Below are 22082 nucleotides of genomic sequence, written 5' to 3'. Positions count from 1 at the left end.
ACGCTAACCGGCTTATGTTGCTGGCGTGTGAATCCCCCCCAAACCCCGCCGCTACGACCCCTCCGCCAAAAACACCGCCCGCCTTGGCGCGGGCAAGCCCTCGACCGTCAAACCCGGATTCGCGGGATCGAGGCAATCCGGCAAGGACTGGAACCGCATCCAATCGGTGGAGCGCTGTTCCTCCGCCGTGGTCGGGGTCACGTCGATCAAGCGGATATTGCGGTAACCACAGCGCTTCAACCAGCTTTCCAGCGTCGGGCAGGACGGGATGAACCAGACATTGCGCATCCGGGCATAGCGGTCCTCCGGCACCAACACCTGTCCCGCCCCACCTTCGATCACCAGGGTTTCCAGCACCAGTTCCCCGCCCTCGCGCAAACAGCCCTTGAGTTCCAGCAAATGATCCAAGGGCGAGCGGCGGTGATAAAGCACGCCCATCGAGAACACCGTGTCGAACGCCCCGAGGTTGGGCGGCACATCGTCGATGCCCACCGGCAGCACATACACCGGGAAATCCCCCGCGAAATGGCGGATCGCCAGGAATTGCACCACGCTCAGCAAAGTGGGGTCGATACCGACGACCCGCTCGGCCCCGGCCCCGATCATGCGCCAGGCGTGATAACCATTGCCGCAGCCCACATCCAGCACAGTGCGCCCGGCCAAGGGCTGGATAGCGGATTCCAACCGCCGCCATTTCAGGTCGGAACGCCATTCGGTGTCGATAGGGATGCCCAGCACGTCATACGGCCCTTTGCGCCAGGGATGCAGCTCCCGCAGCAGGGTTTCGATCAAGGCCAATTCCGCCGCCGCGTCGGCCCGGCCCTTGAGTTGCACGGCGTCGACGTTCAAATTGACCCAGGCGGGCTGGATGGGCGGCAGGCGGCGCAGGACTTCGCGCCAGCGCGGCCAATCGCCATGGCGGTCGGCGGCGAAGGCGCGGGCGAGTTGGGCGGGCAAAAGCTCCAGCCAGGGCCGGAACACGGGTTCGGGGAAGGTCTCGGCCAGGGTGGCGTAAACGGAAAGTTCGGGAATATCGATCATCGCGGCGTGGGCATCATCCAAGAGCGGAAAGCAACATCATAGCCATTCGACCCGCCGCCGCGTACCATGCGCCGGGCGGTACGCGGCGCGTACCCTATCGCATCACAGCCAGGAGCCTATCGCATGAATACCCCGGACCTCGCCGCCGTCAAAGCCTATTTGCTCGATCTACAAGACCGGATTTGCGCCGCGCTGGCAACGGAAGAACCCGAAGCCCGTTTCCAAGAGGATAATTGGACCTATGCCAGCGGCCTCGGCGGAGGCCGGACCCGCGTCATGGCGGGTGGCCGGACGTTCGAGCAAGCCGGGGTCAATTTCTCCCATGTCTCCGGCCAAACCCTGCCGCCCTCCGCCACCGCGCACAGGCCGGAACTGGCCGGGCGCGGTTTCCAGGCCGTGGGCGTGTCCCTGGTGGTGCATCCCCTGAATCCTTATGTGCCGACCTCGCACGCGAATGTGCGTTTCTTCATCGCCGAGAAAGAGGGCGAAGCCCCGGTTTGGTGGTTCGGTGGCGGCTTCGACCTGACGCCGTATTACCCGTTCGAGGAGGACGCCGTGCATTGGCACAAGACAGCGCGGACCGCTTGTGAACCCTTCGGCCCGGAGGTCTATCCCCGCTTCAAGCGCTGGTGCGACGAGTATTTTTTCCTGAAGCACCGCAACGAAACGCGGGGCGTGGGCGGGCTGTTCTTCGACGATGTGAACGCAGGGGGCTTCGAGCGCAGCTTCGCCTTCCTGCGCAGCGTGGGCGACCATTATCTTCCGGCCTACCTGCCCATCGTGCGGGAGCGCAAAACCACGCCCTACGGTGCGCGGGAACGGGAATTCCAGCTTTACCGGCGCGGGCGCTACGTGGAATTCAACTTGGTGTACGACCGGGGCACCTTGTTCGGGCTACAGTCGGGCGGCAGGACCGAATCCATCCTGATGTCGCTGCCGCCGGTGGCGCATTGGCGTTATGATTGGAAACCCGAGGCGGGCGGCCCCGAGGAAGCCTTGTACCGGGACTTCCTGCGGCCCAGGGAGTGGCTATGAGCCTTTCTTGCCGACCGGCTCTTTCAGCGCGGCGGCGTTGCGCTCGGTGAGGTGGGTGATGAGTTGGTCGAGGGAGCCGGTGCGGGCGACTTCATCGGTGAAGCTGGAGCGGTAGTTCTGCAACAGGCTGACGCCCTCGATCAGCACGTCATAGACCTTCCATTGGCTGCCCTCCAGGATCATGCGGTAGTTCACGCCCACAGGCTGGGCACCGGATTGGAGGATTTCGGTGCGGACCATCACCTTTTTATCGGCAGGGTTCATTTCCAGCGGCAAATAGCGGATTTTCCAATCGGCGTATTCGGTGAAGGCGGTGGTATAGGTGCGCACCAGCAACAGGCGGAATTCCTTCTTGAAGCGGTCCTTTTGTTCCGGGGTGGCGGTTTTCCAGAGCTTGCCGAGGATCAACACCGATACCCGGTCGAAGTCGATTTGCGGCTCGATGATCTGGTCGACCAGGGCGGTGGCTTTGCGGAAATCGGATTTGTATTCCGGCTTTTGCAAGGAGACCTGCAATTGGTCGGCGGTTTTTTGGATCACCACTTGCGGCGGGAGCAAGCCTTCCTCTGCCCGTACCGTCGCGGCGCACAGACCCAGCAACAGCCCAAGCACACCGGCCCAACTCGCCAAGCCGAAGGAAGATTTGGTAAATTTCATTTATAAACTCCTGAAACTCTAAACCTTTGATCTTTTTTATCATAACCCGAGAGGCCGGGATACACTACCGAGTCCCCGCCCCGGTCGACCGCCCGGACCGATATGCCATCGAATCATAGCATTTTCTACCCCCGAACCCGATTACGCCGGATGCGGCGCGATGAGTTCAGCCGCCGCCTGATGCGCGAAACCCGGCTCGCCCCGGACGACCTCATCTATCCCTTGTTCGTGCTGGAAGGCGGGAACCGCCGCGAAGCCGTAGCCTCCATGCCCGGCGTCGAGCGCCTCAGCATCGACCTCCTGGTCGAGGAATGCACAGCGGCCCACGCGCTGGGCATCCCGGCGGTGGCGCTGTTCCCGGTGACGCCGCCGGAGCTCAAATCCCTGGACGCCGCCGAGGCCCACAACCCGGACGGGCTGGCCCAACGCGCTATCCGCGCCCTCAAGCAGGCCGTGCCGGGACTGGGGGTGATGACCGACGTGGCGTTGGACCCGTTCACCACCCACGGCCAGGACGGCTTGATCGACGATCAAGGCTATGTGGTCAACGACGCCACGGTCGAGGTGCTGGTGAAGCAAGCGCTATCCCATGCGGCGGCGGGCGCGGATATCGTGGCGCCTTCCGATATGATGGATGGCCGCATCGGGGCGATCCGCGCCGCCTTGGAAGCCGAAGGCTATGTCAATACCCGCATCCTGGCCTATTCCGCCAAATACGCCTCGGCTTTTTACGGTCCCTTCCGCGACGCGGTGGGTTCCGCCGCCCATCTGGCCGGGGGCGACAAATACAGCTATCAAATGGACCCGGCCAATTCCGACGAAGCCCTGCGCGAAGTGGCGCTGGACCTCGCCGAAGGCGCGGATATGGTGATGGTGAAACCGGGCCTGCCCTATCTCGATATCATCCGCCGCATCAAGGACGAATTCGGCGTGCCCACCTTGGCCTACCAAGTCAGCGGCGAATACGCCATGCTCAAAGCCGCCGCCCAGAACGGCTGGCTGGACGAGCGCAAGACCGTCCTGGAAGCCCTGCTCTCGCTCAAGCGGGCCGGGGCCGACGCCATCCTCAGCTATTACGCCAAGGATGTGGCGCAGTGGCTGCGCGAAGCTTCCAGTCGATAATGCCTGCCTCCCCCTGAAAACGCCGCCATGCCCCAAATCGACCGCTACGCCGTCTTCGGCCATCCCATCGGCCATAGCCAATCGCCACGCATCCACACCTTGTTCGCGGCGCAAACCGGACAAGTCCTGACCTACGCCGCCCAGGACGTACCCGCCGAGGATTTCGAGACCGCCGCGCGGGAGTTTTTCGTCACGGGCGGCAAGGGCTTGAATTGCACCGTGCCGCTCAAGGAATTGGCCTTCGCCTGGACCGATCAACTCAGCGAACGGGCGGTGCAGGCCAAGGCGGTCAACACCTTGGCGCTCAGGCCCGACGGCGCGGTGTTCGGCGATAACACCGACGGCGAAGGCTTGGTCCGCGATTTGACCGGAAACCTGGGACTGGGCATCGAAGGCCGCCGCATCCTGCTATTGGGCGCGGGCGGGGCCGGTCGGGGCGTCTTGGCCCCCTTGCTGGCGCTGGCACCGGAACGGCTGGTCATCGCCAACCGCACGGTGGCGAAAGCGGAAATCCTGGCCGGGGAATTCGGCGACCTCGGCCCGGTCGTGGGCTGCGGTTTCGCGGACTTGGCGGGGGAAAGCTTCGATCTGATCCTGAACGCCACCGCCGCCAGCCTGGGCGGCGAAGTGCCGGACCTGCCCGGCGGCCTCCTGGCGGCGGGGGGAAGTTGCTACGACCTAGCCTATGGCAAGGAACCGACGTCCTTCGTGCGCTGGGGAAAAGCGGCGGGCGCGGCGCTCAGCATGGACGGCATCGGGATGTTGGTGGAACAGGCCGCTGCGGCCTTCGAGCTATGGCGCGGAGTGCGCCCCGCGACCCGCTCAGTCATCGCGGCGCTGAACGCCGGACGGGGCTTGGCGGCCTAGGACAGCGCCAACCCGGCATCGCGCAGGTATTGGTTCTTCAGCAACACATAGCCATCCTTGGAATAGCTGAGATATTCGAGTTCCTCGTCCTTGAGCGTGCGGACCTGCTTGGCGGGAGCACCCACGTACAGGAAACCGCTTTCCAGGCGCTTGCCGGGCGGCACCAGGGTACCCGCCCCGACGATCACCCGTTCTTCCACCACCGCGCCATCCATGATGATGGCCCCGATGCCGATCAGGCACAAGTCGCCGATCCGGCAACCGTGCAACACCACCCGGTGCCCCACCGTGACCCCGTTGCCGATGACGAGCGGATGGCCCTCGGGATTGGATGCGCTACGATGGGTGACATGCAGCACGGAACCATCCTGGATATTGGTTTCGTCGCCGATCTCGATCAAGTTCACATCGCCCCGGACCACGCTCGTCGGCCAGATCGACACGTCCTTGCCCAAGCCCACATCCCCGATGACCACGGCGCTCTCGGCGATATAAACCCCCGCGCCCAGTTTGGGTTCGGTGCCGTGAAAACTCTGGACTGCCATTGTATCCCCCTTGCGGCTACCCATGCGGTTGGGATCGTTGCGATCCCCGGACATGATAGCGCAAAGCCGCCCCCCCGGCGTTCAGGCGTTTTCGTCCTCGGAATCCAATTCCACTAAGCCGGAGCGCACGAAAGAGAGCGTGGCCTCCATTTCCTCGCTCACCCAATAGCGGGTCAATTCCCCACCCGCCCGCACCCGGACGGTCCCGCCCTGCCGTGCCACACCCGGCAAGGCCAGCAATTCCGGGGTTTTGCGCAACACCCCGTCGGCGGCGAGCAACAAAGCCTTGCCCCTGGGTTTGGAAGCGCTGTCGTAAATCTCCACCACTTCGGCGGAAGGCGCGAACAGTTCCACCCCGAAGGTCAAGCCCTGCTTGCCGCATTCCAGCCAGCGGATCACCGCGATGAAACGCAGGTGCCGCTCGGGCGTGCCCAGCCAGAGGCCGATCAATTCGCCCACCTTGGTCCGCGCCGCCGCTTGCGCCGGCCAGAAGATGCAACAGCCCTGGGCGCTGGAATTGACGATCCGGCCCTCGACCATCGCCGGGGCGGCCTCCGGGGTCGCGGTGGGTTCTTGATCGACCGACCAGATATCCGCAGCGCTGATCGCCGCCACGCCCTTCCGCCGCTTCGCCAACAACTTGCCCAACCCCACTTCGCTGCGTGACAGCCGCGCCTCGGCCTCGCCACCCACCCGCGGCGACCACGCCTCCCGGATCAATTCGAGTGCCGCCCTGGGCGAGGCGGAATCGTCCCGCCCCGAGTCCGGGCGGCCGCCCAAAGCGGCCACCAAGGGCGACAAGCCCACCACGCACCCGCACCTATCGGACTCGGCGCGGCGGGCATAGCGGCGCTTTTCCAATCCGGCCAGGCTACGCGCCACCCGGATCAACACCGCCCGCTCGTGCGGGGATTTGCCCAGCACCACCTCGGGTTCCAACAAGGTGTTGGCCAACGGCTGGGTATGGAGGAACCGCGGCTCGCTGACCTCGAAGCCGTTCGGGAGCCGGGTGCGGGCGGGCGGCAGCGCCCCGCCCACATCGACATAGATTTCGGCGAGTTGCCCGTCGCGGACGACTTCCGTGCCGAACCCCACCCGGTCCACCCATTGGCCCAGCAGCCTGAACACCAGCCCCATATCGCGTTGCCGCAAGCGCCGGGTATTCGCCGCCGCGAACAGCACGTTCCTGACGAACACGCCTCCCGCGGTGCGGCAGGGCGCGGGCTCGTCCATTTCGTCGAACACCAAGTCGAGCGTCCGCCGCGCCTCGGCGACCCGGAACAAACGGTAAAGGATCAACCAATAAGCCTCGTCCACCGGGCGGTAAAGCCGCGAAGTCCACAGCAACACCTGTCCCCAATGCGTCAGGGCGCGGTACAGGGCAAGCGCCTGGGCGTTTTCGGCCCGGCCACGGCGGGACACCCCCACCGCGTCGAACGCCGCCAGCACATAGCCCATGCCCAGTTCCCGATGCAGGCCAATTCCCTGGTGGATATAGCGTTCGGCTTCGGCGGCATAGGGCAAGGCCGCGTCCAGGAAACGGGCTTCGGCCTGCCGTGCCAGCATCAGCACCGTGGGCCTGAGCAATTCGGCCAGTTCCACCCGGACCCATATCGGCAACTCCGGTCTATGGTTGAAGGATTCCAGGGCCGCCTCGATCGCATCGAAGCAATAGCGCGCATTGGCGAGGGGCAGCTCCGCGAGCCAGACGGAAACCGCCGAGAGGGTGGGTTCTGGGACCATGACGCCTAATTGTTGCCCGCCCATGGGACTGAAATATGTGCTTGCTTTCATGGATGATGACCCGTTAAAGGCGTCCTTGCCGTCGAGAGGGAGACCGACCTTTGAGTTATAGGAGGTAATATGTTTACTTTAATCCAAGTGTAATCGGATTTCAGCCGGACGCGGACTGTGAACCATGCAGGAAAAACACGGTATAGGCCGATGCCGGTGGGAAATGCTACGGGAGGGGCGGCGGCTTTATCGGGGGGAACGGGCGGCTTTTTCGTCCAGCCCCGAAAGGCCGAAACGGCGCTGCAACTCGGCCAGCACCTGATCGGGATGCAAGCCCTGCTGGGCCAGCAACACCAAGCTATGGAACCAGAGATCGGCCACTTCGTAGACGATCTTCTCGGGCACGCCGTCCTTCGCGGCCATCACAGTTTCGGTGGCCTCCTCGCCGATCTTTTTGAGGATGGCGTCCAAGCCCTTGGCGTAAAGCCCGGCCACGTAGGAGGATTTGGGGTCTTGGGTTTTGCGCTGTTCCAGCACAGCGGCCAATTCGGTCAATACGTCCATCGCTTCACGCCGTGTAGATCGATTCGGGGGATTTCAGCACCGGCTCCACCGTTTCCCAGCGGTCCCCGCGCAGCACCCGGAAAAAACAATGGTGGCGGCCGGTATGACAGGCGATGCCGCCGATTTGCTCGACCTTGAGCAGGATCACATCCTCGTCGCAGTCCAGGCGGATTTCCAGCACCTTCTGCCGATGGCCGGATTCCTCGCCCTTACGCCACAGCCTCTTGCGGGAACGCGACCAATAGACCGCGTGACCTTCCTGGGCGGTGAGTTCCAAGGCTTCGCGGTTCATCCAAGCCACCATCAGGATTTGCCCGGTGGCGGCTTCCTGGGCGATGGCGGGAATCAGGCCGTCGCCGTTCCAGCGCACCTCGTCCAGCCAAGCGCTCATAACCGCACCTCGATGCCTTGGGAAGCCATGTGTTCCTTGGCTTCGCGGATGCTGTATTCGGCGAAATGGAAGATGCTGGCGGCCAGCACCGCGTCGGCCTTGCCCTGGGTGATGCCATCGGCCAGATGTTGGAGATTGCCCACCCCGCCCGAGGCGATCACCGGCACCGGCACCGCCGCGCTGATGGCACGGGTCAGGTCTAGGTCGAAACCCTGCTTGGTGCCGTCGCGGTCCATGCTGGTCAAAAGGATTTCCCCCGCGCCGTATTCCACCATGCGCCGCGCCCATTCGACGGCGTCGAGGCCGGTGGCTTTGCGTCCGCCGTGAGTGAAGATTTCCCAGCGCTTGGGATCGTCGGAGACCTGCTTGGCGTCGATGGCGACCACGATGCACTGCGAACCGAAGCGCTCCGCCGCCTCGCGCACGAATTCGGGCCGGAACACGGCGGCGGTGTTGATGCCGACCTTGTCGGCCCCGGCGTTCAACATGCGGCGGATATCTTCCAGGGTGCGGATGCCGCCGCCCACGGTCAGCGGGATGAACACCTCGCCCGCGACCTGCTCCACCACATGCACCATGGTTTCGCGGTTATCGGAACTGGCGGTGATATCGAGGAAGGTGATTTCATCCGCGCCTTCCCGGTCGTAGCGGCGGGCGATTTCCACCGGGTCGCCGGCGTCCTTGATTTCCACGAAGCGGACGCCCTTGACCACCCGGCCATTGTCCACGTCGAGACAGGGGATGATGCGCTTGGCTAGCATGTCAGTATTGCTCGGCGATTTTGCGGGCGGAGGCGAACTCCAAGGTGCCTTCATAGATGGCCCGGCCCGTGATGGCCCCCATGATGCCATCGCCGACCACTTTACCCAGGGCGTGGATATCGGCGATGGTGTGGATGCCACCCGAAGCGATGACCGGGATGCGGATCGAGCGGGCCAGCCGGGCCGTGGCCTCGACGTTGACCCCGCCCATCATGCCATCGCGGCTGATGTCGGTGTAGATGATGGCCTCGACGCCATCGTCCTCGAATTTCTGCGCCAGATCGATCACATCGTGGTGGGACAGCTTGGACCAGCCATCGATGGCGACCTTGCCCTCCTTGGCGTCCAACCCGACGATGATATGGCCGGGGAATTCCGCCGCCACCTCGCGGATGAAATGCGGGGCGCTCACCGCCTTGGTGCCGATGATGACGTAATCCACCCCGGCGTTGAGATATCCCTGGATGGTCTCCTCGTCGCGGATGCCACCGCCGACTTGTATCCTGACCTCGGGATAGGTGGCGCGGATGGCATGGATCACCTCGGCGTTGCGCGGCACCCCGGCGAAGGCACCGTCCAAATCCACCAAGTGCAGGCGCTCCGCGCCTTCCGACACCCATTTCCCGGCCACCGCGACCGGATCGTCGGAGAACACCGTATCCTCGTCCATGCGGCCTTGCCGCAGACGGACGCACTTGCCATCTTTCAGGTCGATAGCAGGTATCAAGAGCATGGGGAAATCCTCAACAGGGGATGGTTAGCGAATGGAAAGGCTTAGGGTTCGGGATGCCAGCGCAGGAAATTGGCGAGCAGGCGCAATCCGGCGGTTTGGCTTTTTTCCGGGTGGAATTGCACGGCGAAGATATTGCCATGGGCCAGCGCCGCCGCGAAAGGCTCGGGATAGTTCGCCGTGGCGGCGATATCGGCCTCCTGGCTGGGCCGGGCGTAATAACTATGGACGAAATAGAAGCGGCTGCCCGGCGCGATGCCTGCCCATAGCGGATGATCGCCCTGCGGGAAGACTTCGTTCCAACCCATGTGGGGGATTTTCAGGGCGTGCCCGGCCGGGTCGCGCAGGGTATCGGCAAAGCGCAGGACGCGGCCCGCAATCAGGCCCAGGCAGGCGGTGCCGTTGTTCTCTTCGCTTTCGTCCAGCAAAGCCTGCATCCCCAGGCAGATACCCAGCAAAGGCTTGGTGGCGGCGGCTTCGCGCAACACTGGTGCGAGACCACGTGATTCCAGCGCCGCCATGCAATCGCGGATGGCCCCGACGCCGGGAAACACCACCCGGTCGGCTTCCAATATGGCTCTGTGCTGGTCGGTCACGATGACGGAAGCGGAGGGATCGGCGTGCTGGACGGCCTTGGCGATGGAGTGCAGATTCCCCATTCCATAATCGATGATGGCGACGGAAGACATAGGCGGGGGTTGGTCAGAGGGTGCCTTTGGTGGAGGGAATGGTGCCTTGCATACGCGGATCGGCTTCCAAAGCCATTCTCAGGGCGCGGCCAAACGCCTTGAAGATCGTTTCGGCGACATGGTGTGCATTCTGGCCTTTCAGATTGTCGATGTGCAACGTCAGCTTGGCGTGGTTCACGAAGCCCCGGAAGAATTCGCCGAACAGGTCGACATCGAAATCGCCGATCCGGGCGCGGGGAAAAGTGACATCGTAAGATAACCCTGGACGCCCCGAAAAATCAACGACCACACGGGACAGCGCCTCGTCCAAAGGCACGTAGGCATGGCCGTAGCGGCGGATACCTTGCTTATCCCCGACCGCGCGGTCGATGGCCTGTCCCAGGGTGATGCCGATATCCTCGACCGTATGATGGGCGTCGATATGCAAATCGCCCCGCGCCCGGATATCGAGGTCGATCAGGCCATGGCGGGCGACTTGGTCGAGCATATGGTCGAGGAACGGCACGCCGGTCTCGAAGACGCCCTTGCCGCCGCCGTCGAGGTCGAGGCGGATGCGGATTTGGGTTTCGGAGGTGTTGCGTTCTACTTCCGCGGTACGGTGGTTCATGGGTAAGGCCGGATGGAATACGAGGTCGGCCATTTTAGCAGGCGGGCGGCGGACGCGGGGAGGAATAGCCTCGCTTGGGCTTATTGGACCCAAGGATCGATATTGACGATGCCCAGCACCGCGCCGGTATCGGCATCGACCAATACCGTCTGGTCGTGAGCCTTGGCGCGCATGGGGAGGAATTTGACCTTGGCCGGGTCGAGGTCGTGGCTGGAAAGATAGGCGGACAGCTTATCGCGGGTGGCGGCGTCGCGCTGGGTTAAGGCATCCAGTGGCTTGGCTTTGCGGGCGGCTTCGGGGGCTAATTCGGCGTAGGGGACGTAGTAATGGGGGAGTTGCGCAAGATCGGCTCCACCTTGAACACTGGAAAATAACAGTTTTCTACGTTCGGCAGGGTCAGTTGGCATCTGTACGGCTATGATCTCAGGACCAGTCAGTGGCAAGGATTTAAATTCTTGGCGTATGGCATTTTCCAATTCCCCCTCTGGAACATCGACAGCAGCAACCAAGTCGAATTGATTAACAGCAAATACCTGATATATAGGTCGCGCTAAAAACGCGGTATATACTCCATACCACAACCCCATCACCTGCAAACAAACAATAACCGCCATATCAAATCGGAGGCTTGGTTTATCTACATTCCAGACTATGAGCGTCAACAGTGGCCCCAGACAAGCATCGACACTCGCCAATATCATGATGAGTCCCAATCCACCCATCGCCCAAGCATAAATGGGCGGATACCAAGTCAATGCCATGATCCCGACTAGGACCGAGATAACCAATAAGCTGATACCCAAATGTATGGCACAGGCTTTCCAGCGGGACATAAGCTACACCAATACTCAAAGGCAAATGCAAAGCCCCTCCAAAGAGGGGCTTTGCAGGCGAGGTACGAATACCCCAGAACCTATGCAGATGGCGTATTACGCACCAGTGCGGCAAGAAGAAGGCAAATATCTGTCCAAGATGTTGGTGGTGGGCACGCCTTGACCGGCTGGCGCAGTGGTAGCGGCTGGCGCGGTTGCATTACCACACTGCCAGATCAAACCACCGGCATTGTTAACCCATGGAGTCAAGCCCAAAGTTTGTCCATTGATGGCAGCGTTTGCGGAGTTGCCATAAGTAATGGTGAGTCCACCCCCAGCCACACCCACCGACAGCACATATTTGCCGCTAGTATCGGTCGCAGCTGCCGGAAGCCCCAAGCTGTTATCCGCAGCGTTTACGAGAGTCCCTTGAGCGCTCCAAATATCGCTAATAGTGGATTCTAGGCCACCAGCCAAATTCAAACCCTCAGACACCTGGGTTCGGACGGTGTAATCCTGATAAGCCGGCAGCGCAATCGCCGCCAAAATACCGATGATCGCGACCACGATCATCAATTCGATTAGGGTGAAACCCTTTTGCACCTGAGCTTTGATGTTCATACGAACTCCTTTGGATTTTGAAAATAAAACAAACCGGGAAACCGTCGATCATTAGGCCATCCGGCCCTCGGGCTTACAAAAAGCACGAACGGTGCCAACCTTAGGGACCACGGAATCAAGGGGCTTGGGAGCCGACAGACGCCGGGGCTGGCAAGAAACGGCGGTGCCTGCGGTCATGAAGTGACGCAATCCGTCACCCGCCTGTCACTCCTTCACGGGCCGCTTTTCCAGCTTGCGCTGCAAGGTCCGGCGGTGCATCCCCAGGGCGCGGGCGGCGGCGGAAATATTGCCGCCATGCTCGACCAGCACCTTCTGCAAATGCTCCCATTCCAAGCGCCGCACCGACAAGGGTTTTTCCTTGATTTCGACGGTTTCGTCGCCCCCTTCCTTGTGCAGGGCGGCGACGATCTCGTCGGCGTCGGCGGGCTTGGTCAGGTAATGCACCGCACCCAGCTTGATGGCCTCGACCGCCGTGGCGATGCTGGCGAAGCCCGTGAGCATCACGATCCGGGTATTGGCGTCGAGTTCGTGCAGCCGCCGCACCAACACCAGCCCGGACTCGTAGCCGATCCTGAGATCGATCACCGCGTACTCGGGATCGACCCGCTCGGCCAGGGCCGTGCCGCCTTCCACATCGTTGGCGGTGTGGACCTCGAAACCCCGCTTCGCCAAAGCCGATTGTAAGACCCCGCAAAAGGTCGGATCGTCATCGACCAATAGCAGCGTGGGCAGGTGGTTGCCGACCTCGTCCAGCGCGGCTTCCAATTCCTCTTCGATCTGCTCTTCCATACCCAATCCTCTTCGGCTAGCCAGGAACCAAGGGCAAGATGATTATCGTGCAAGTGCCCCCACCGGAGCGGGCCACCATCTCGATATGCCCCCCCAAGCGCTCGATGGTGGAAAAAGCCAGGAACAAGCCCACGCCCAAGCCCTGCTCCTTGGTCGAAACCGGCGCCTTGCCCAAGCGTTCGGCCACGGCGGGCGCGATGCCGGGACCGTGGTCCATGATCCTCAAGGTCGCGTGTTCCCGGTCCCAACGGGCCTCCAATTCTATCCCGGCGGGCGAAACCTCCGCCGCGTTATTGAGGATGTTGATGAGGGCGTGGGTCAGGGTCAGTTCGGCCAGGATGCCGGGAGCGGGCACGGGACCGGCACTTTGGTAGTCCAGCCGGGTGCCGGGCGACTGGTGGCGCCAACCCTCGACGGTTTGGTCCAGGTACGCGGTCAAGGGCATGACATGCCCCGCCTCGGCGCGGATTTCCCCGGCGCTGGCCGACATCACCGACAGCGCCTTTTTGCAGCGGTCCACCTGCTCGCGCAGGATTTTCATCTTGGCCATGAGGTCGGCCCCGCCCTCGCAATCGCAGTCGCCCTCGATCTCGTGGATCAGGATCGCCATGATGCCGAGCGGCGTGCCCATCTCGTGCGCGGCCCCCGCCGCCAGCGTGCCCAAGGCCACCACCCGCTCGTTGCGGAGGCTTTGCTCGCGCACCTCGGCGAGACGGCGGTCACGTTCGCGCAGGGTATTCGCCATCTCCACCACGAAATAGGCCACCAGCACCGCGCTGAACACAAAGCCGAACCACATCCCGAAGGCGTGCAATTCCAACCCATGGTTCTCCGACAGCGCGTGCATCATATGGCCGGCGTCGTTCTGCAAGGTCACGGCGTGGATTTCCGGCAAGGGTTCGTAAAACCCCATCAGCACCGTATAACAGCCGGAAGCGAAAATCACCATGTACCAGGTATAGGATTGCGGCAGCACGGTGGCGGTGATGATGAGCGGCAACAGGAAAAACCAAGCGACCGGGTTGGTCGCGCCGCCGGTGAAATACAGGATGGCCGTGATCGCCAGTACATCCACCGACAATTGGATGAACAGCTCGAACTCGGCGATGGGGTCTTCGGAACCCAGCCGGAGCCAAGTCCACCAGTTGAAAGCGCACAACAGGGTCACGATGCCCCACAGGGGCGCTTCCCGCAGCGGGAAATCCAAGCCATAGATGCTGATCCACACGATCAGGCATTCGCCCAGGATCATGAGGTTCCGCAACACGAACAACCAGCGCAGGTTTTGCCGGGCGTCCGCCGCCAGCGCGGCGGGCGTGGGGATACTGGTCAAGGGGCTTGAATTCATCACGGCGGATTCCAGGATTCCGGGGGTTCGGGCCGCCAATGCGGCAATTTGACACATTCCCCAGGACTCCGGTGATTGATAATATTGGGAAATAGATATTCCGGCCCGTGCTTTCCAGTGCCGGGAGGAATAGGCCGCAAGCACTCGATAATTTTCCTCAGGGGCAGAAGTTGCTTACTTCTGCCTTTTTTGTTGGCCTCGACAAACCCCGCCCTCATGGCGCGTCCACCGGGCAGCCCACCCCGGTCCCTCCCAAGCCGCAATAGCCATCGGGGTTTTTGGCAAGGTATTGCTGGTGGTAGGTCTCGGCATAATAGAAAACCGGCGCGGGGCCGATCTCGGTGGTGATGGCGGCGGGTTTCCCGGCCTGGGCCAAGGCCGCCTGATAAATCCGCCGCGATTGTTCGGCCAGGGCCAGTTGCGCATCGCCATGGGCATAGATCGCCGAACGGTATTGGGTGCCGATATCGTTGCCCTGGCGCATGCCCTGGGTGGGATTATGCGATTCCCAAAACACCTTCAGCAGCGTTCCATAGCCCACCCGCGCCGGATCGAACACCACCCGCACCACTTCGGTGTGTCCGGTCAGTCCGCTACAGACCTCCTCGTAGGTCGGATTGGGCGTGAACCCCCCGGCATAGCCCACCGCCGTGGAATAGACACCGGGAATAGACCAGAATTTCCGCTCCGCCCCCCAGAAACAGCCCAGCCCGAACTCGGCGATTTCCATGCCTTCGGGAAAGGGCGGCGCGATCCGGTGGCCATTCACATGGTGCGATTCCGGCACGGCCAGCGCGGCCACCCGCCCCGGCAATGCTTGGCGCGGCTCCGGCATAACGGCTTTTTTCATTCCAAACATCGTGTTGTCTCCTGCCCGCATCGGCTGGGCCTTATAATATCGCTTCGCCTTTCAATGGGTTAAGACGATGAGCGAATACGATAGCCTACAGCGTTTCCTGTTCGAGGATTTGGGAATACGCGGCGAACTGGTCCGGCTGGACGCCAGTTGGCGCAGCGTACAAGAACGGCATCCCTATCCTCCCAAAGTGGCCGAGCAACTGGGCCAAGCCCTGGCCGCGACCCTGCTGCTGTCCGCCACCATTAAATTCCAAGGTTCCTTGATCCTGCAAGCCCAAAGCGGCGGACCCATCCAAACCTTGGTCGCCCAGGCCACCCATAGCCGCGGCCTCCGGGGCTTGGCGCGGTGGCAGGGCGAGGTGGCGGGCCAAAGTTTGGCCGAACTGTTCGGCGAAGGCCGGCTGGTGCTGACCATCCAGAACGAAGGCAACGAGCCTTATCAAGGCATCGTCCCACTGGAAGGTGCCAATCTGGCGGCCGCCCTCCAAAGCTATTTCGCGCTGTCGGAACAATTGCCGACCCGGCTGTGGCTGGCGGCGGACGGGCAGCGGGCCACCGGCCTGTTCATCCAGGAACTGCCCGCGCAACGCCGTAGCCAGGAGGATTGGGACCGGATCGCCTATCTCGCCGATACCGTCACCGAGGCGGAGTTGCTCAAACTGCCGCGCCAGGAATTATTGTACCGGCTGTTCAACGAGGAGCGGGTACGGGTGTTCGAGTCGGAGCCGGTCGCGTTCCGCTGCGGCTGTTCCAGGGAGCGCATCGAAGGCTTGCTCGCCCACCTCGCCCAGGACGCCATCGAATCCATCGCCCACGAGCGGGGCTTGATCGAGGTCGATTGCGAATTCTGCAACCGCCACTACAGTTTCGACCCCATCGACGTCAGCCTGATGTATTCGCCACAGATCAAACCGCCCTCCAGCACCACCCGCCAATGAAAAAAGGCACCACCCCCAGGGGAGTGGTGCCTTCGCGGTTCCAATGCCGCCGTGGACGGCGTGCCTACAGCCAGTACACGAAGATGAACAGACCGAGCCAGACCACGTCAACGAAGTGCCAGTACCACGCGGCGGCCTCAAAGGCGAAATGGTTTTCCGGGCTGAAATGGCCCTTGGCGCTACGCAGCAACACCACGGTCAGCATGATGGCCCCGATGGTGACGTGCAGGCCGTGGAAGCCGGTGAGCATGAAGAAGGTGGAGCCGTAGATGCCGGTGCCCAGGGTCAGGCCCATCTCGCTGTAGGCCTCGTGATACTCGAAACCTTGCAGCACCACGAACAAAAAGCCCAGGGCCACGGTGGCGATCAAACCCTTGATGAGCTGGCCGCGGTTGTTCGCCAGCAAGCCCCAGTGCGCCCAGGTCACGGTGCCGCCGCTGCTCAACAGGATCAAGGTATTGATGGCGGGGATGCCCCAAGCCGCCATCGGTTCGAAATGGCCACCTTCCTTGCCGCCCAGGGTGTCCGGGCCGTTGGTCGGCCAGATGGCCTCGAAACTCTTCCACAGCAATTCCTGGGATTCGCCCAGGGCACCCTCGCCACCCAGCCAGGGGATCGAATACTGGCGGGCGTAGAACAAGGCGCCGAAGAAGGCCGCGAAGAAGAAGACTTCCGACATGATGAACCAGATCATGCCCATGCGGAACGAGACATCCACCTGGTGGCTATAAACCCCGGCGATGCTTTCCTTGACGACCTCGCCGAACCAGAAAAACATCATGGCGACCACGATCAATGCGCCGATGATCATGAACGTGCTGCCGGAGCCGTGCCCGTTCATCAGGTTGGAGAAGCCCGCCAGCAGCGTGAAGAGGCCGATGGACCCCATGATGGGCCAATGGGCGTGATGCGGTAGGTAGTATGAGGTTTTGGTTGCCATGGTTTGCCCCTGGTTCGTAAAAGGTATGGAGATGCGTTAATCCGGCTGCTTGTTGGTGATATCGAAGAAGGTATAGGACAGCGTCATATTGATGATCGTATCGGGCAGGGCCGGGTCTATGGTGAAGCGGACCGGGAGCTTGCGCTCCTCATGCGGCTCGAAAGGTTGCTCGGTGAAGCAAAAACACTCGGACTTCTTCAAGTGCGGTGTCGCGACACCGGGGGCGATGCTGGGGATGGCCTGCCCCACCAGCTTCCTATCGGTCAGGTTCTTGGCGTAGAAATTGACCGTATAGGCCTGCCCCGGATGGATATCCATCTTCGCCTTCTCCACCCGGAACGCCAGCGGCGTATTGCCATTGACCGAGGTGACGAATTCGATGGTCAATTGCCGCGTCTCGTCCACCTTGTAATCGACCGGGGCTGCGGCTTCGGTCTTGACCTTGCCGTTCAGCCCGGTGAGTTCGCAGAACACGTCGTATAGCGGCACCAGGGCGAATCCGAAACCGAACATGCCGACCACGACCAAGCCCATGGCGGCGATCAAGCCCTTGGTGGATTTTTTATGCTGGCTCATTGGCTTTTGGAAGCGATGACCATGAAGATCGCGGACACATAGAGCGCGATGGCGATAGCGGCGATCAGTCCCGCCAGCAGCAGATTTTTTTTCCGGGTATCCATATCTTGGGATAACCCCCGCCCAGGAACGGGCGGGGAAAGCTCCTAATCGTTACTTGATTTCCGGCGCGGTTTCCCAAGTGTGGTAGGGCGGCGGGGACGGCAACTGCCATTCCAACCCATGCTCGCTCGCGCCTTCCCAGACTTCGTCGGTGGCTTTGTCGCCTTCGTGGCGGCACGCCTTGTAGACGATATAGACGAAGATCAATTGGGCGAAGCCGAACACGAACGCGCCCACGCTGGACCAGGCGTTGAACTCGGCGAATTGCAGGGCGTAGTCCGGGATACGGCGCGGCATACCGGCCAGACCCAGGAAGTGCTGCGGGAAAAAGGTGACGTTGACCGAAATCGTGGTCAGCCAGAAATGCAGCTTGCCCAAGCGTTCGTCGTACATGCGGCCCGTGAATTTCGGCATCCAGAAATAAGCGGCCCCCAGCAAGGAGAACACTGCGCCGCTCACCAGCACATAATGGAAGTGGGCCACGATGAAATAGGTATCGTGATACTGGAGGTCGGCGGGCGAGATCGACATCATCAAGCCGGTGAAACCGCCCATGGTGAACAACACCACGAAAGCGATGGCGAACAACATCGGGGTCTCGAAGGTCATCGCACCCTGCCACATGGTGGACAGCCAGTTGAAGACCTTCACGCCGGTCGGCACCGCGATCAACATGGTGGCGTAGGTGAAATAAAGCTCGCCTTCGATGGGCATGCCCACGGTGTACTGATGGTGCGCCCAGACGATGAAGGACAAAAAGCCGATGGACGCGGTGGCGTAGACCATCGAGCTATAACCGAACAAAGGCTTGCGGGCGAAGGTCGGGATGATCTGCGACACCACGCCGAAGGATGGCAAGATCAGCACGTACACTTCGGGATGGCCGAAGAACCAGAACAGATGCTGGTACAGCACCGGGTCGCCGCCACCGGCCGCGTTGAAGAAGCTGGTATCGAAGAACTTGTCGGTCAGCAGCATGGTCACCGCGCCGGCGAACACCGGCATGATGGCGATCAACAGGAACGCGGTAATCAACCAAGTCCACACGAACAGGGGCATTTTCATCAGGGTCATGCCCGGCGCCCGCATGTTGAGGATGGTCACGATGATGTTGATCGCCGCCATGATCGACGAAACACCCAGTAAGTGGATCGTGAAGATGGTGAACGGCAGGGCCGCGCCGGTCTGGAGCACCAGCGGCGGATACAGGGTCCAGCCCGCGGCGGCGGCACCGCCCTCCATGAACAGGGTGCTGGCCAACATCACCACCGCGAACGGCAGCAACCAGAAGCTCCAGTTGTTCATGCGGGGCAAAGCCATATCCGGCGCACCGATCATCATCGGGATCAGCCAGTTGGCCAAGCCGGCGAAGGCCGGCATCACCGCGCCGAACACCATGATCAGCGCGTGCATGGTGGTCATGGAGTTGAAGAAAGTGGGGTCTACGAACTGCATCCCCGGTTCGAACAATTCGGCCCGGATCACCAGGGCCATCGCGCCGCCGACCATGAACATGACCAGCGAGGTCAGGAGATAAAGGGTACCGATGTCCTTATGGTTGGTGGTGAACACCCACCTCAGCAACCCCTTGGCGGGACCGTGATGGTCGTGGTGTTCATCGTCATGGGATGCCGTGACTGCTGACATAGCATTTCACCTCGTTGGGAATGGGTTGATCGATCTGATTACTCTACCGGAATCTCGGACGGCTGGACCATGTCGCCCACGCCGTTGCCCAGCGCGTTGCGCTGATAGGTCACTACGGCGGCGATTTCGGCGGGCTTCAGGATGTTCTCGAAGGCGGGCATCAGCTTACCCTTGCCATCCATTACGGTGGTGACATGGGCCATGATAGGCCCCGTAGCCACCGGGCTGTGGGTGATCGCCGGGAAGGTGCCGGGGATGCCTTCGCCATTGGCTTGGTGGCAGCTCATGCAATTCGCTTCATACACCTCTTTGCCCTTCGCCATCAGTTCGGCGCGGACCGCGGCGTCATCGGCCTTGGGTGCGGGAACCGGCGCGGCGGCTTTCGCCTCCTCTTTGACCGGAGCCGGCGCGGCGGCGGACGGTTCGTAGGCAACGCCCTTCTGCGCGGCGACCCACTTCTGATAATCCTCCTGCGACTTCACTTCGACCACGATGGGCATGAAGCCATGGTCGCGGCCGCAGAGTTCGGTGCATTGGCCACGGTAGGTGCCCACTTTATCCACCTTGACCCAGCCATCGGTGATGAAACCGGGGATGGCGTCCTTCTTCCAGCCGAACTCGGGCACCCACCAGGAGTGGATCACGTCGGCCCCGGTGAAGACGAAACGGACCTTCTTATTGACCGGGATCACCAAGGGATGATCCACGTTCAAGAGATAATGTTCGACCTTGCCCAGATCGGATTTGGCCCCCAATTGGCGGGCCTCGTTGCTCTTCTGATCCAGGGTGCTGAAGAAATCGATACCTTCGTCGAGGTATTCGTAGCGCCATTTCCACTGGTAGCCCGTCACCTTGACCGTCATATCGACCGGCTCGCGGCTATTGTCGAGGTCGTACATATTCAGCATGACCTTGGTGGCGGGAATCGCCATCGCCAATAGGATCAGGAAGGGAATGATGGTCCAGACGATTTCCAGCTTGGTGTTCTCGTGGAAAGTGGCCGGCACCACGCCCTTGGACTTGCGGTGATAGATCAAGGAGTAGATCAACACACCATACACCACGACGCCGATCCCCACGCAAATCCACAGGATGAGCATGTGCAGGTCGTACACGTCGCGGCTCAGCTCGGTCACCCCCTGCGGCAGGTTGAGCGCGTAATCGGCCCGGGCCTGGCCCGCGGCCAGCGCGCCCAAACCCGCAAACAGTCGTCGTAAATTCTTCACGGAGCCCTCTCCTAAAGTCTAAAAAGAAAAGCCAAATTTCGAATTATTTGCCATCGCGCAAAATCTGCCGCAATTCATGAGCAAGCCGCTCGCGCTCGGATTCCGCCAGGAACCGCCCGATCTCGATTGCTTTTCCATGCAAACGGAGGAACAAGCTGCTGGGATGGCCTGGGATGGGTGATTTGACCCAGTCCAACGCGACCCAGGCGCGTTGGAACCGGTAAGTCTGCTCCGGCTGGTTCCGGCCCTTCTCCAACAGGACCGTGGCTTCCGTGACGGTAATCACCTCTTGCAGCGTGGAGGCTTTGAAGCTGAGCCTGAAGCAATAAACCAGCAACAGCCATTCGGCCCCCGAGAATGGCAAGACCGGCCACAGCCCCAAACTGGCGAACCCGATGGCGATGCCCGCCATGACCAAGGCGACGGCGCACAGCAAGCGCCGGGCATCGCGGCGGTCGAGCGAGGCATTGGGCCGCAGGATAAGACGCCTGCCGCCGCCGCTATCGTCCTGTTCTGATTCGACCATGGCCATGCCCGAATTTGACGCGCATCAGGAAACCGGGATTATTTTTTCGCCCTCCGCCGATTGGGCACGGAAAACCGAATACACCCAAAAGGCGTGTGTGATTTTTCGCTAAATAAGCGATTGGGTTTCGACCGGCTGGAAGGGTGGAGAATGTAACTTATGAACCCGGCAGGTGCAAGGTTTCATCCCGGCCCCGGACAGGAAACACGCCATGGAACCAGCGGCGGTTCCAATCCTCCGCAAGGCAGGACCGCGAGCGGAGGAGCGGCGAATTCGCGGGTCAAGGTATCGATGTTTTGCCCGGCGGAAGCAAAATCCGGTTCGATCCGGTTGGCGACCCAGCCCGCGAATTCAGCCCCGGAAGACACCATCGCGGCCTGGGTCAATAAGGCGTGGTTGAGACAACCCAGGCGCAAACCCACCACCAGGATCACCGGCAAATCCAAGGCCAAGGCGAGATCGGCCACCCGTTTGCGCCCATCCAAAGGCACGGCCCAGCCGCCCACCCCCTCGACCAACACGTGGTCGGCGGCGGGCAACCCCTTGAAAATCTTGACGATATACTCGATATCGACCGGCCTCCCGGCCTCGGCGGCGGCGATATGCGGCGAGACCGGAGGTTCATAAACATAGGGATTGACCTGTTCATACGGCACGGCCATCGACGCGGCGGCTTGCAAGGCCAGAGCATCCTTGTTGACCCAGCGTCCTTCCCGCCAAACACCGCCGGTCGCGACCGGCTTCATCCCCAGCACACATAACCCCCGCGCCCGCAAGGCCCGCATCAGGGACAAGGTCGCCCAGGTCTTGCCGATACCGGTATCGGTTCCCGTGATGAAAAAGCCTGTTTGCCGCATAGGTGACTCCCATCCGCCCCGTGAAAAAACCACCTTAATAAAAGGAATCTTTCCCGGCGCTGGAACGGGCCGTTAACCACCCGCCCCCATGCCGGAAGC

At 61.7% G+C, this 22082-nt stretch carries 25 protein-coding genes and 1 pseudogene; 4 read left to right on the top strand and 22 right to left on the bottom strand.

Going from position 1 to position 22082, the window contains the following annotated elements; all coding sequences use genetic code 11:
* Positions 1-51 precede the first annotated feature (51 nt).
* Positions 52-1041, bottom strand: coding sequence for a tRNA 5-methoxyuridine(34)/uridine 5-oxyacetic acid(34) synthase CmoB (gene cmoB, locus B9N93_RS01975; protein ID WP_085210410.1), 990 nt, complete (start codon positions 1039-1041; stop codon positions 52-54).
* A 123-nt stretch (positions 1042-1164) separates the two neighbouring features.
* Between cmoB and hemF the strand changes: the two genes are divergently transcribed.
* Positions 1165-2076, top strand: a complete 912-nt coding sequence (hemF, locus tag B9N93_RS01970; RefSeq protein ID WP_085210408.1) for an oxygen-dependent coproporphyrinogen oxidase — start codon at positions 1165-1167, stop codon at positions 2074-2076.
* Here the strand turns inward: hemF and B9N93_RS01965 are convergent.
* Positions 2071-2733: an MlaC/ttg2D family ABC transporter substrate-binding protein gene (locus B9N93_RS01965; protein ID WP_085210407.1), complete on the bottom strand. Its 663-nt coding sequence runs from the start codon at positions 2731-2733 to the stop codon at positions 2071-2073. The genes hemF and B9N93_RS01965 overlap by 6 nt on opposite strands.
* 102 nt (positions 2734-2835) lie before the next feature.
* On the opposite strand from B9N93_RS01965, the gene hemB reads away from it, so the two are divergent.
* Positions 2836-3855, top strand: a complete 1020-nt coding sequence (hemB, locus tag B9N93_RS01960) for a porphobilinogen synthase (protein WP_085210405.1) — start codon at positions 2836-2838, stop codon at positions 3853-3855.
* Between the two features lie 27 nt (positions 3856-3882).
* Complete coding sequence (gene aroE, locus B9N93_RS01955; RefSeq protein ID WP_085210403.1) at positions 3883-4722, top strand: shikimate dehydrogenase; 840 nt, start codon at positions 3883-3885, stop codon at positions 4720-4722.
* On the opposite strand, the gene B9N93_RS01950 is transcribed toward aroE, so the two are convergent.
* From B9N93_RS01950 to msrA, 14 genes and pseudogenes are all read right to left on the bottom strand, one after another.
* A complete protein-coding gene (locus tag B9N93_RS01950) occupies positions 4719-5267 on the bottom strand; it encodes a gamma carbonic anhydrase family protein (RefSeq protein WP_085216140.1) in 549 nt (182 codons plus the stop codon). The genes aroE and B9N93_RS01950 overlap by 4 nt on opposite strands.
* Before the next feature lie 81 nt (positions 5268-5348).
* Entirely contained in the window at positions 5349-7061 is a 1713-nt protein-coding gene (locus B9N93_RS01945) for a hypothetical protein (RefSeq protein WP_125468798.1), read from the bottom strand.
* 186 nt (positions 7062-7247) lie between these two features.
* The gene (locus B9N93_RS01940; protein WP_085210400.1) at positions 7248-7565 is read right to left on the bottom strand and encodes a phosphoribosyl-ATP diphosphatase; all 318 of its coding nucleotides are present in this window, start codon (positions 7563-7565) and stop codon (positions 7248-7250) included.
* A gap of 4 nt (positions 7566-7569) precedes the next feature.
* Positions 7570-7956, bottom strand: a complete 387-nt coding sequence (hisI, locus tag B9N93_RS01935) for a phosphoribosyl-AMP cyclohydrolase (RefSeq protein ID WP_085210398.1) — start codon at positions 7954-7956, stop codon at positions 7570-7572.
* The gene (gene hisF / locus B9N93_RS01930; RefSeq protein ID WP_085210396.1) at positions 7953-8717 is read right to left on the bottom strand and encodes an imidazole glycerol phosphate synthase subunit HisF; all 765 of its coding nucleotides are present in this window, start codon (positions 8715-8717) and stop codon (positions 7953-7955) included. Before hisF ends, hisI begins: the two co-directional genes overlap by 4 nt.
* Position 8718: 1 nt before the next feature.
* Complete coding sequence (gene hisA / locus B9N93_RS01925; RefSeq protein WP_085210394.1) at positions 8719-9450, bottom strand: 1-(5-phosphoribosyl)-5-[(5-phosphoribosylamino)methylideneamino]imidazole-4-carboxamide isomerase; 732 nt, start codon at positions 9448-9450, stop codon at positions 8719-8721.
* 41 nt (positions 9451-9491) lie between these two features.
* Positions 9492-10136 carry an imidazole glycerol phosphate synthase subunit HisH gene (gene hisH, locus B9N93_RS01920; protein WP_085210393.1) on the bottom strand — a complete coding sequence of 215 codons (645 nt, stop codon included), beginning with the start codon at positions 10134-10136 and terminating at the stop codon, positions 9492-9494.
* Positions 10137-10149: 13 nt separating this feature from the next.
* Positions 10150-10743 (bottom strand): imidazoleglycerol-phosphate dehydratase HisB, encoded by a 594-nt coding sequence (hisB, locus tag B9N93_RS01915; protein WP_085216139.1) that lies wholly within the window; start codon positions 10741-10743, stop codon positions 10150-10152.
* Positions 10744-10823: 80 nt separating this feature from the next.
* On the bottom strand, positions 10824-11576 hold the full coding sequence (gene tfpZ / locus B9N93_RS24385; RefSeq protein WP_125468797.1) for a TfpX/TfpZ family type IV pilin accessory protein: 753 nt from the start codon (positions 11574-11576) through the stop codon (positions 10824-10826).
* Positions 11577-11672: 96 nt separating this feature from the next.
* The gene (locus B9N93_RS01905) at positions 11673-12050 is read right to left on the bottom strand and encodes a pilin (RefSeq protein ID WP_254899455.1); all 378 of its coding nucleotides are present in this window, start codon (positions 12048-12050) and stop codon (positions 11673-11675) included.
* Between the two features lie 11 nt (positions 12051-12061).
* Positions 12062-12176 (bottom strand): annotated as a pseudogene (locus B9N93_RS26970) (prepilin-type N-terminal cleavage/methylation domain-containing protein); the annotation flags it as partial.
* 204 nt (positions 12177-12380) lie between these two features.
* The gene (locus B9N93_RS01900) at positions 12381-12965 is read right to left on the bottom strand and encodes a response regulator transcription factor (protein ID WP_085210387.1); all 585 of its coding nucleotides are present in this window, start codon (positions 12963-12965) and stop codon (positions 12381-12383) included.
* 16 nt (positions 12966-12981) lie between these two features.
* The gene (locus B9N93_RS01895; protein ID WP_125469098.1) at positions 12982-14313 is read right to left on the bottom strand and encodes an ATP-binding protein; all 1332 of its coding nucleotides are present in this window, start codon (positions 14311-14313) and stop codon (positions 12982-12984) included.
* A gap of 214 nt (positions 14314-14527) precedes the next feature.
* Positions 14528-15163 carry a peptide-methionine (S)-S-oxide reductase MsrA gene (gene msrA, locus B9N93_RS01890; protein WP_439897112.1) on the bottom strand — a complete coding sequence of 212 codons (636 nt, stop codon included), beginning with the start codon at positions 15161-15163 and terminating at the stop codon, positions 14528-14530.
* 76 nt (positions 15164-15239) lie between these two features.
* Here msrA and hslO point away from each other — a divergent pair, with 76 nt between their 5' ends.
* Positions 15240-16109, top strand: coding sequence for an Hsp33 family molecular chaperone HslO (gene hslO / locus B9N93_RS01885; RefSeq protein ID WP_085210384.1), 870 nt, complete (start codon positions 15240-15242; stop codon positions 16107-16109).
* A 64-nt stretch (positions 16110-16173) separates the two neighbouring features.
* Here hslO and B9N93_RS01880 read toward each other — a convergent pair whose 3' ends face one another.
* The 6 genes from B9N93_RS01880 to bioD all read right to left on the bottom strand — a co-directional run bounded on the left by B9N93_RS01880 (position 16174) and on the right by bioD (position 21983).
* Positions 16174-17049, bottom strand: coding sequence for a cytochrome c oxidase subunit 3 (locus tag B9N93_RS01880; protein ID WP_085210383.1), 876 nt, complete (start codon positions 17047-17049; stop codon positions 16174-16176).
* Between the two features lie 36 nt (positions 17050-17085).
* On the bottom strand, positions 17086-17625 hold the full coding sequence (locus B9N93_RS01875; protein WP_085210381.1) for a cytochrome c oxidase assembly protein: 540 nt from the start codon (positions 17623-17625) through the stop codon (positions 17086-17088).
* Positions 17626-17778: 153 nt separating this feature from the next.
* On the bottom strand, positions 17779-19374 hold the full coding sequence (gene ctaD / locus B9N93_RS01870) for a cytochrome c oxidase subunit I (RefSeq protein WP_085210379.1): 1596 nt from the start codon (positions 19372-19374) through the stop codon (positions 17779-17781).
* Positions 19375-19412: 38 nt separating this feature from the next.
* Positions 19413-20600: a cytochrome c oxidase subunit II gene (coxB, locus tag B9N93_RS01865; RefSeq protein WP_085210377.1), complete on the bottom strand. Its 1188-nt coding sequence runs from the start codon at positions 20598-20600 to the stop codon at positions 19413-19415.
* Between the two features lie 43 nt (positions 20601-20643).
* Positions 20644-21126 carry a DUF2244 domain-containing protein gene (locus B9N93_RS01860; protein ID WP_085216137.1) on the bottom strand — a complete coding sequence of 161 codons (483 nt, stop codon included), beginning with the start codon at positions 21124-21126 and terminating at the stop codon, positions 20644-20646.
* Positions 21127-21308: 182 nt separating this feature from the next.
* Positions 21309-21983: a dethiobiotin synthase gene (bioD, locus tag B9N93_RS01855; protein ID WP_085210375.1), complete on the bottom strand. Its 675-nt coding sequence runs from the start codon at positions 21981-21983 to the stop codon at positions 21309-21311.
* Between the last annotated feature and the right edge of the window lie 99 nt (positions 21984-22082).

The sequence above is a fragment of the Methylomagnum ishizawai genome (assembly GCF_900155475.1).
GTDB classification, from domain to species: Bacteria; Pseudomonadota; Gammaproteobacteria; order Methylococcales; family Methylococcaceae; genus Methylomagnum; species Methylomagnum ishizawai_A.
Note: the sequence above shows the minus strand (reverse complement) of the source record. Positions and strands in the feature narration are given on the sequence as shown.

Excerpts from the sequence above, each read along its gene's own strand:
- cmoB (WP_085210410.1), bottom strand. The coding sequence starts at position 1,041 with ATGATCGATATTCCCGAACTTTCCGTTTACGCCACCCTGGCCGAGACC.
- B9N93_RS01860 (WP_085216137.1), bottom strand. The coding sequence starts at position 21,126 with ATGGTCGAATCAGAACAGGACGATAGCGGCGGCGGCAGGCGTCTTATC.
- hisB (WP_085216139.1), bottom strand. The coding sequence starts at position 10,743 with ATGAACCACCGTACCGCGGAAGTAGAACGCAACACCTCCGAAACCCAA.
- B9N93_RS01880 (WP_085210383.1), bottom strand. The coding sequence starts at position 17,049 with ATGGCAACCAAAACCTCATACTACCTACCGCATCACGCCCATTGGCCC.
- B9N93_RS01940 (WP_085210400.1), bottom strand. The coding sequence starts at position 7,565 with ATGGACGTATTGACCGAATTGGCCGCTGTGCTGGAACAGCGCAAAACC.
- hemB (WP_085210405.1), top strand. The coding sequence starts at position 2,836 with ATGCCATCGAATCATAGCATTTTCTACCCCCGAACCCGATTACGCCGG.
- B9N93_RS01875 (WP_085210381.1), bottom strand. The coding sequence starts at position 17,625 with ATGAGCCAGCATAAAAAATCCACCAAGGGCTTGATCGCCGCCATGGGC.
- hisH (WP_085210393.1), bottom strand. The coding sequence starts at position 10,136 with ATGTCTTCCGTCGCCATCATCGATTATGGAATGGGGAATCTGCACTCC.
- bioD (WP_085210375.1), bottom strand. The coding sequence starts at position 21,983 with ATGCGGCAAACAGGCTTTTTCATCACGGGAACCGATACCGGTATCGGC.
- B9N93_RS01950 (WP_085216140.1), bottom strand. The coding sequence starts at position 5,267 with ATGGCAGTCCAGAGTTTTCACGGCACCGAACCCAAACTGGGCGCGGGG.
- hisA (WP_085210394.1), bottom strand. The coding sequence starts at position 9,450 with ATGCTCTTGATACCTGCTATCGACCTGAAAGATGGCAAGTGCGTCCGT.
- B9N93_RS01945 (WP_125468798.1), bottom strand. The coding sequence starts at position 7,061 with ATGAAAGCAAGCACATATTTCAGTCCCATGGGCGGGCAACAATTAGGC.
- hslO (WP_085210384.1), top strand. The coding sequence starts at position 15,240 with ATGAGCGAATACGATAGCCTACAGCGTTTCCTGTTCGAGGATTTGGGA.
- tfpZ (WP_125468797.1), bottom strand. The coding sequence starts at position 11,576 with ATGTCCCGCTGGAAAGCCTGTGCCATACATTTGGGTATCAGCTTATTG.
- msrA (WP_439897112.1), bottom strand. The coding sequence starts at position 15,163 with ATGAAAAAAGCCGTTATGCCGGAGCCGCGCCAAGCATTGCCGGGGCGG.
- ctaD (WP_085210379.1), bottom strand. The coding sequence starts at position 19,374 with ATGTCAGCAGTCACGGCATCCCATGACGATGAACACCACGACCATCAC.
- B9N93_RS01965 (WP_085210407.1), bottom strand. The coding sequence starts at position 2,733 with ATGAAATTTACCAAATCTTCCTTCGGCTTGGCGAGTTGGGCCGGTGTG.
- hemF (WP_085210408.1), top strand. The coding sequence starts at position 1,165 with ATGAATACCCCGGACCTCGCCGCCGTCAAAGCCTATTTGCTCGATCTA.
- hisI (WP_085210398.1), bottom strand. The coding sequence starts at position 7,956 with ATGAGCGCTTGGCTGGACGAGGTGCGCTGGAACGGCGACGGCCTGATT.
- aroE (WP_085210403.1), top strand. The coding sequence starts at position 3,883 with ATGCCCCAAATCGACCGCTACGCCGTCTTCGGCCATCCCATCGGCCAT.
- B9N93_RS01900 (WP_085210387.1), bottom strand. The coding sequence starts at position 12,965 with ATGGAAGAGCAGATCGAAGAGGAATTGGAAGCCGCGCTGGACGAGGTC.
- hisF (WP_085210396.1), bottom strand. The coding sequence starts at position 8,717 with ATGCTAGCCAAGCGCATCATCCCCTGTCTCGACGTGGACAATGGCCGG.
- B9N93_RS01895 (WP_125469098.1), bottom strand. The coding sequence starts at position 14,313 with ATGAATTCAAGCCCCTTGACCAGTATCCCCACGCCCGCCGCGCTGGCG.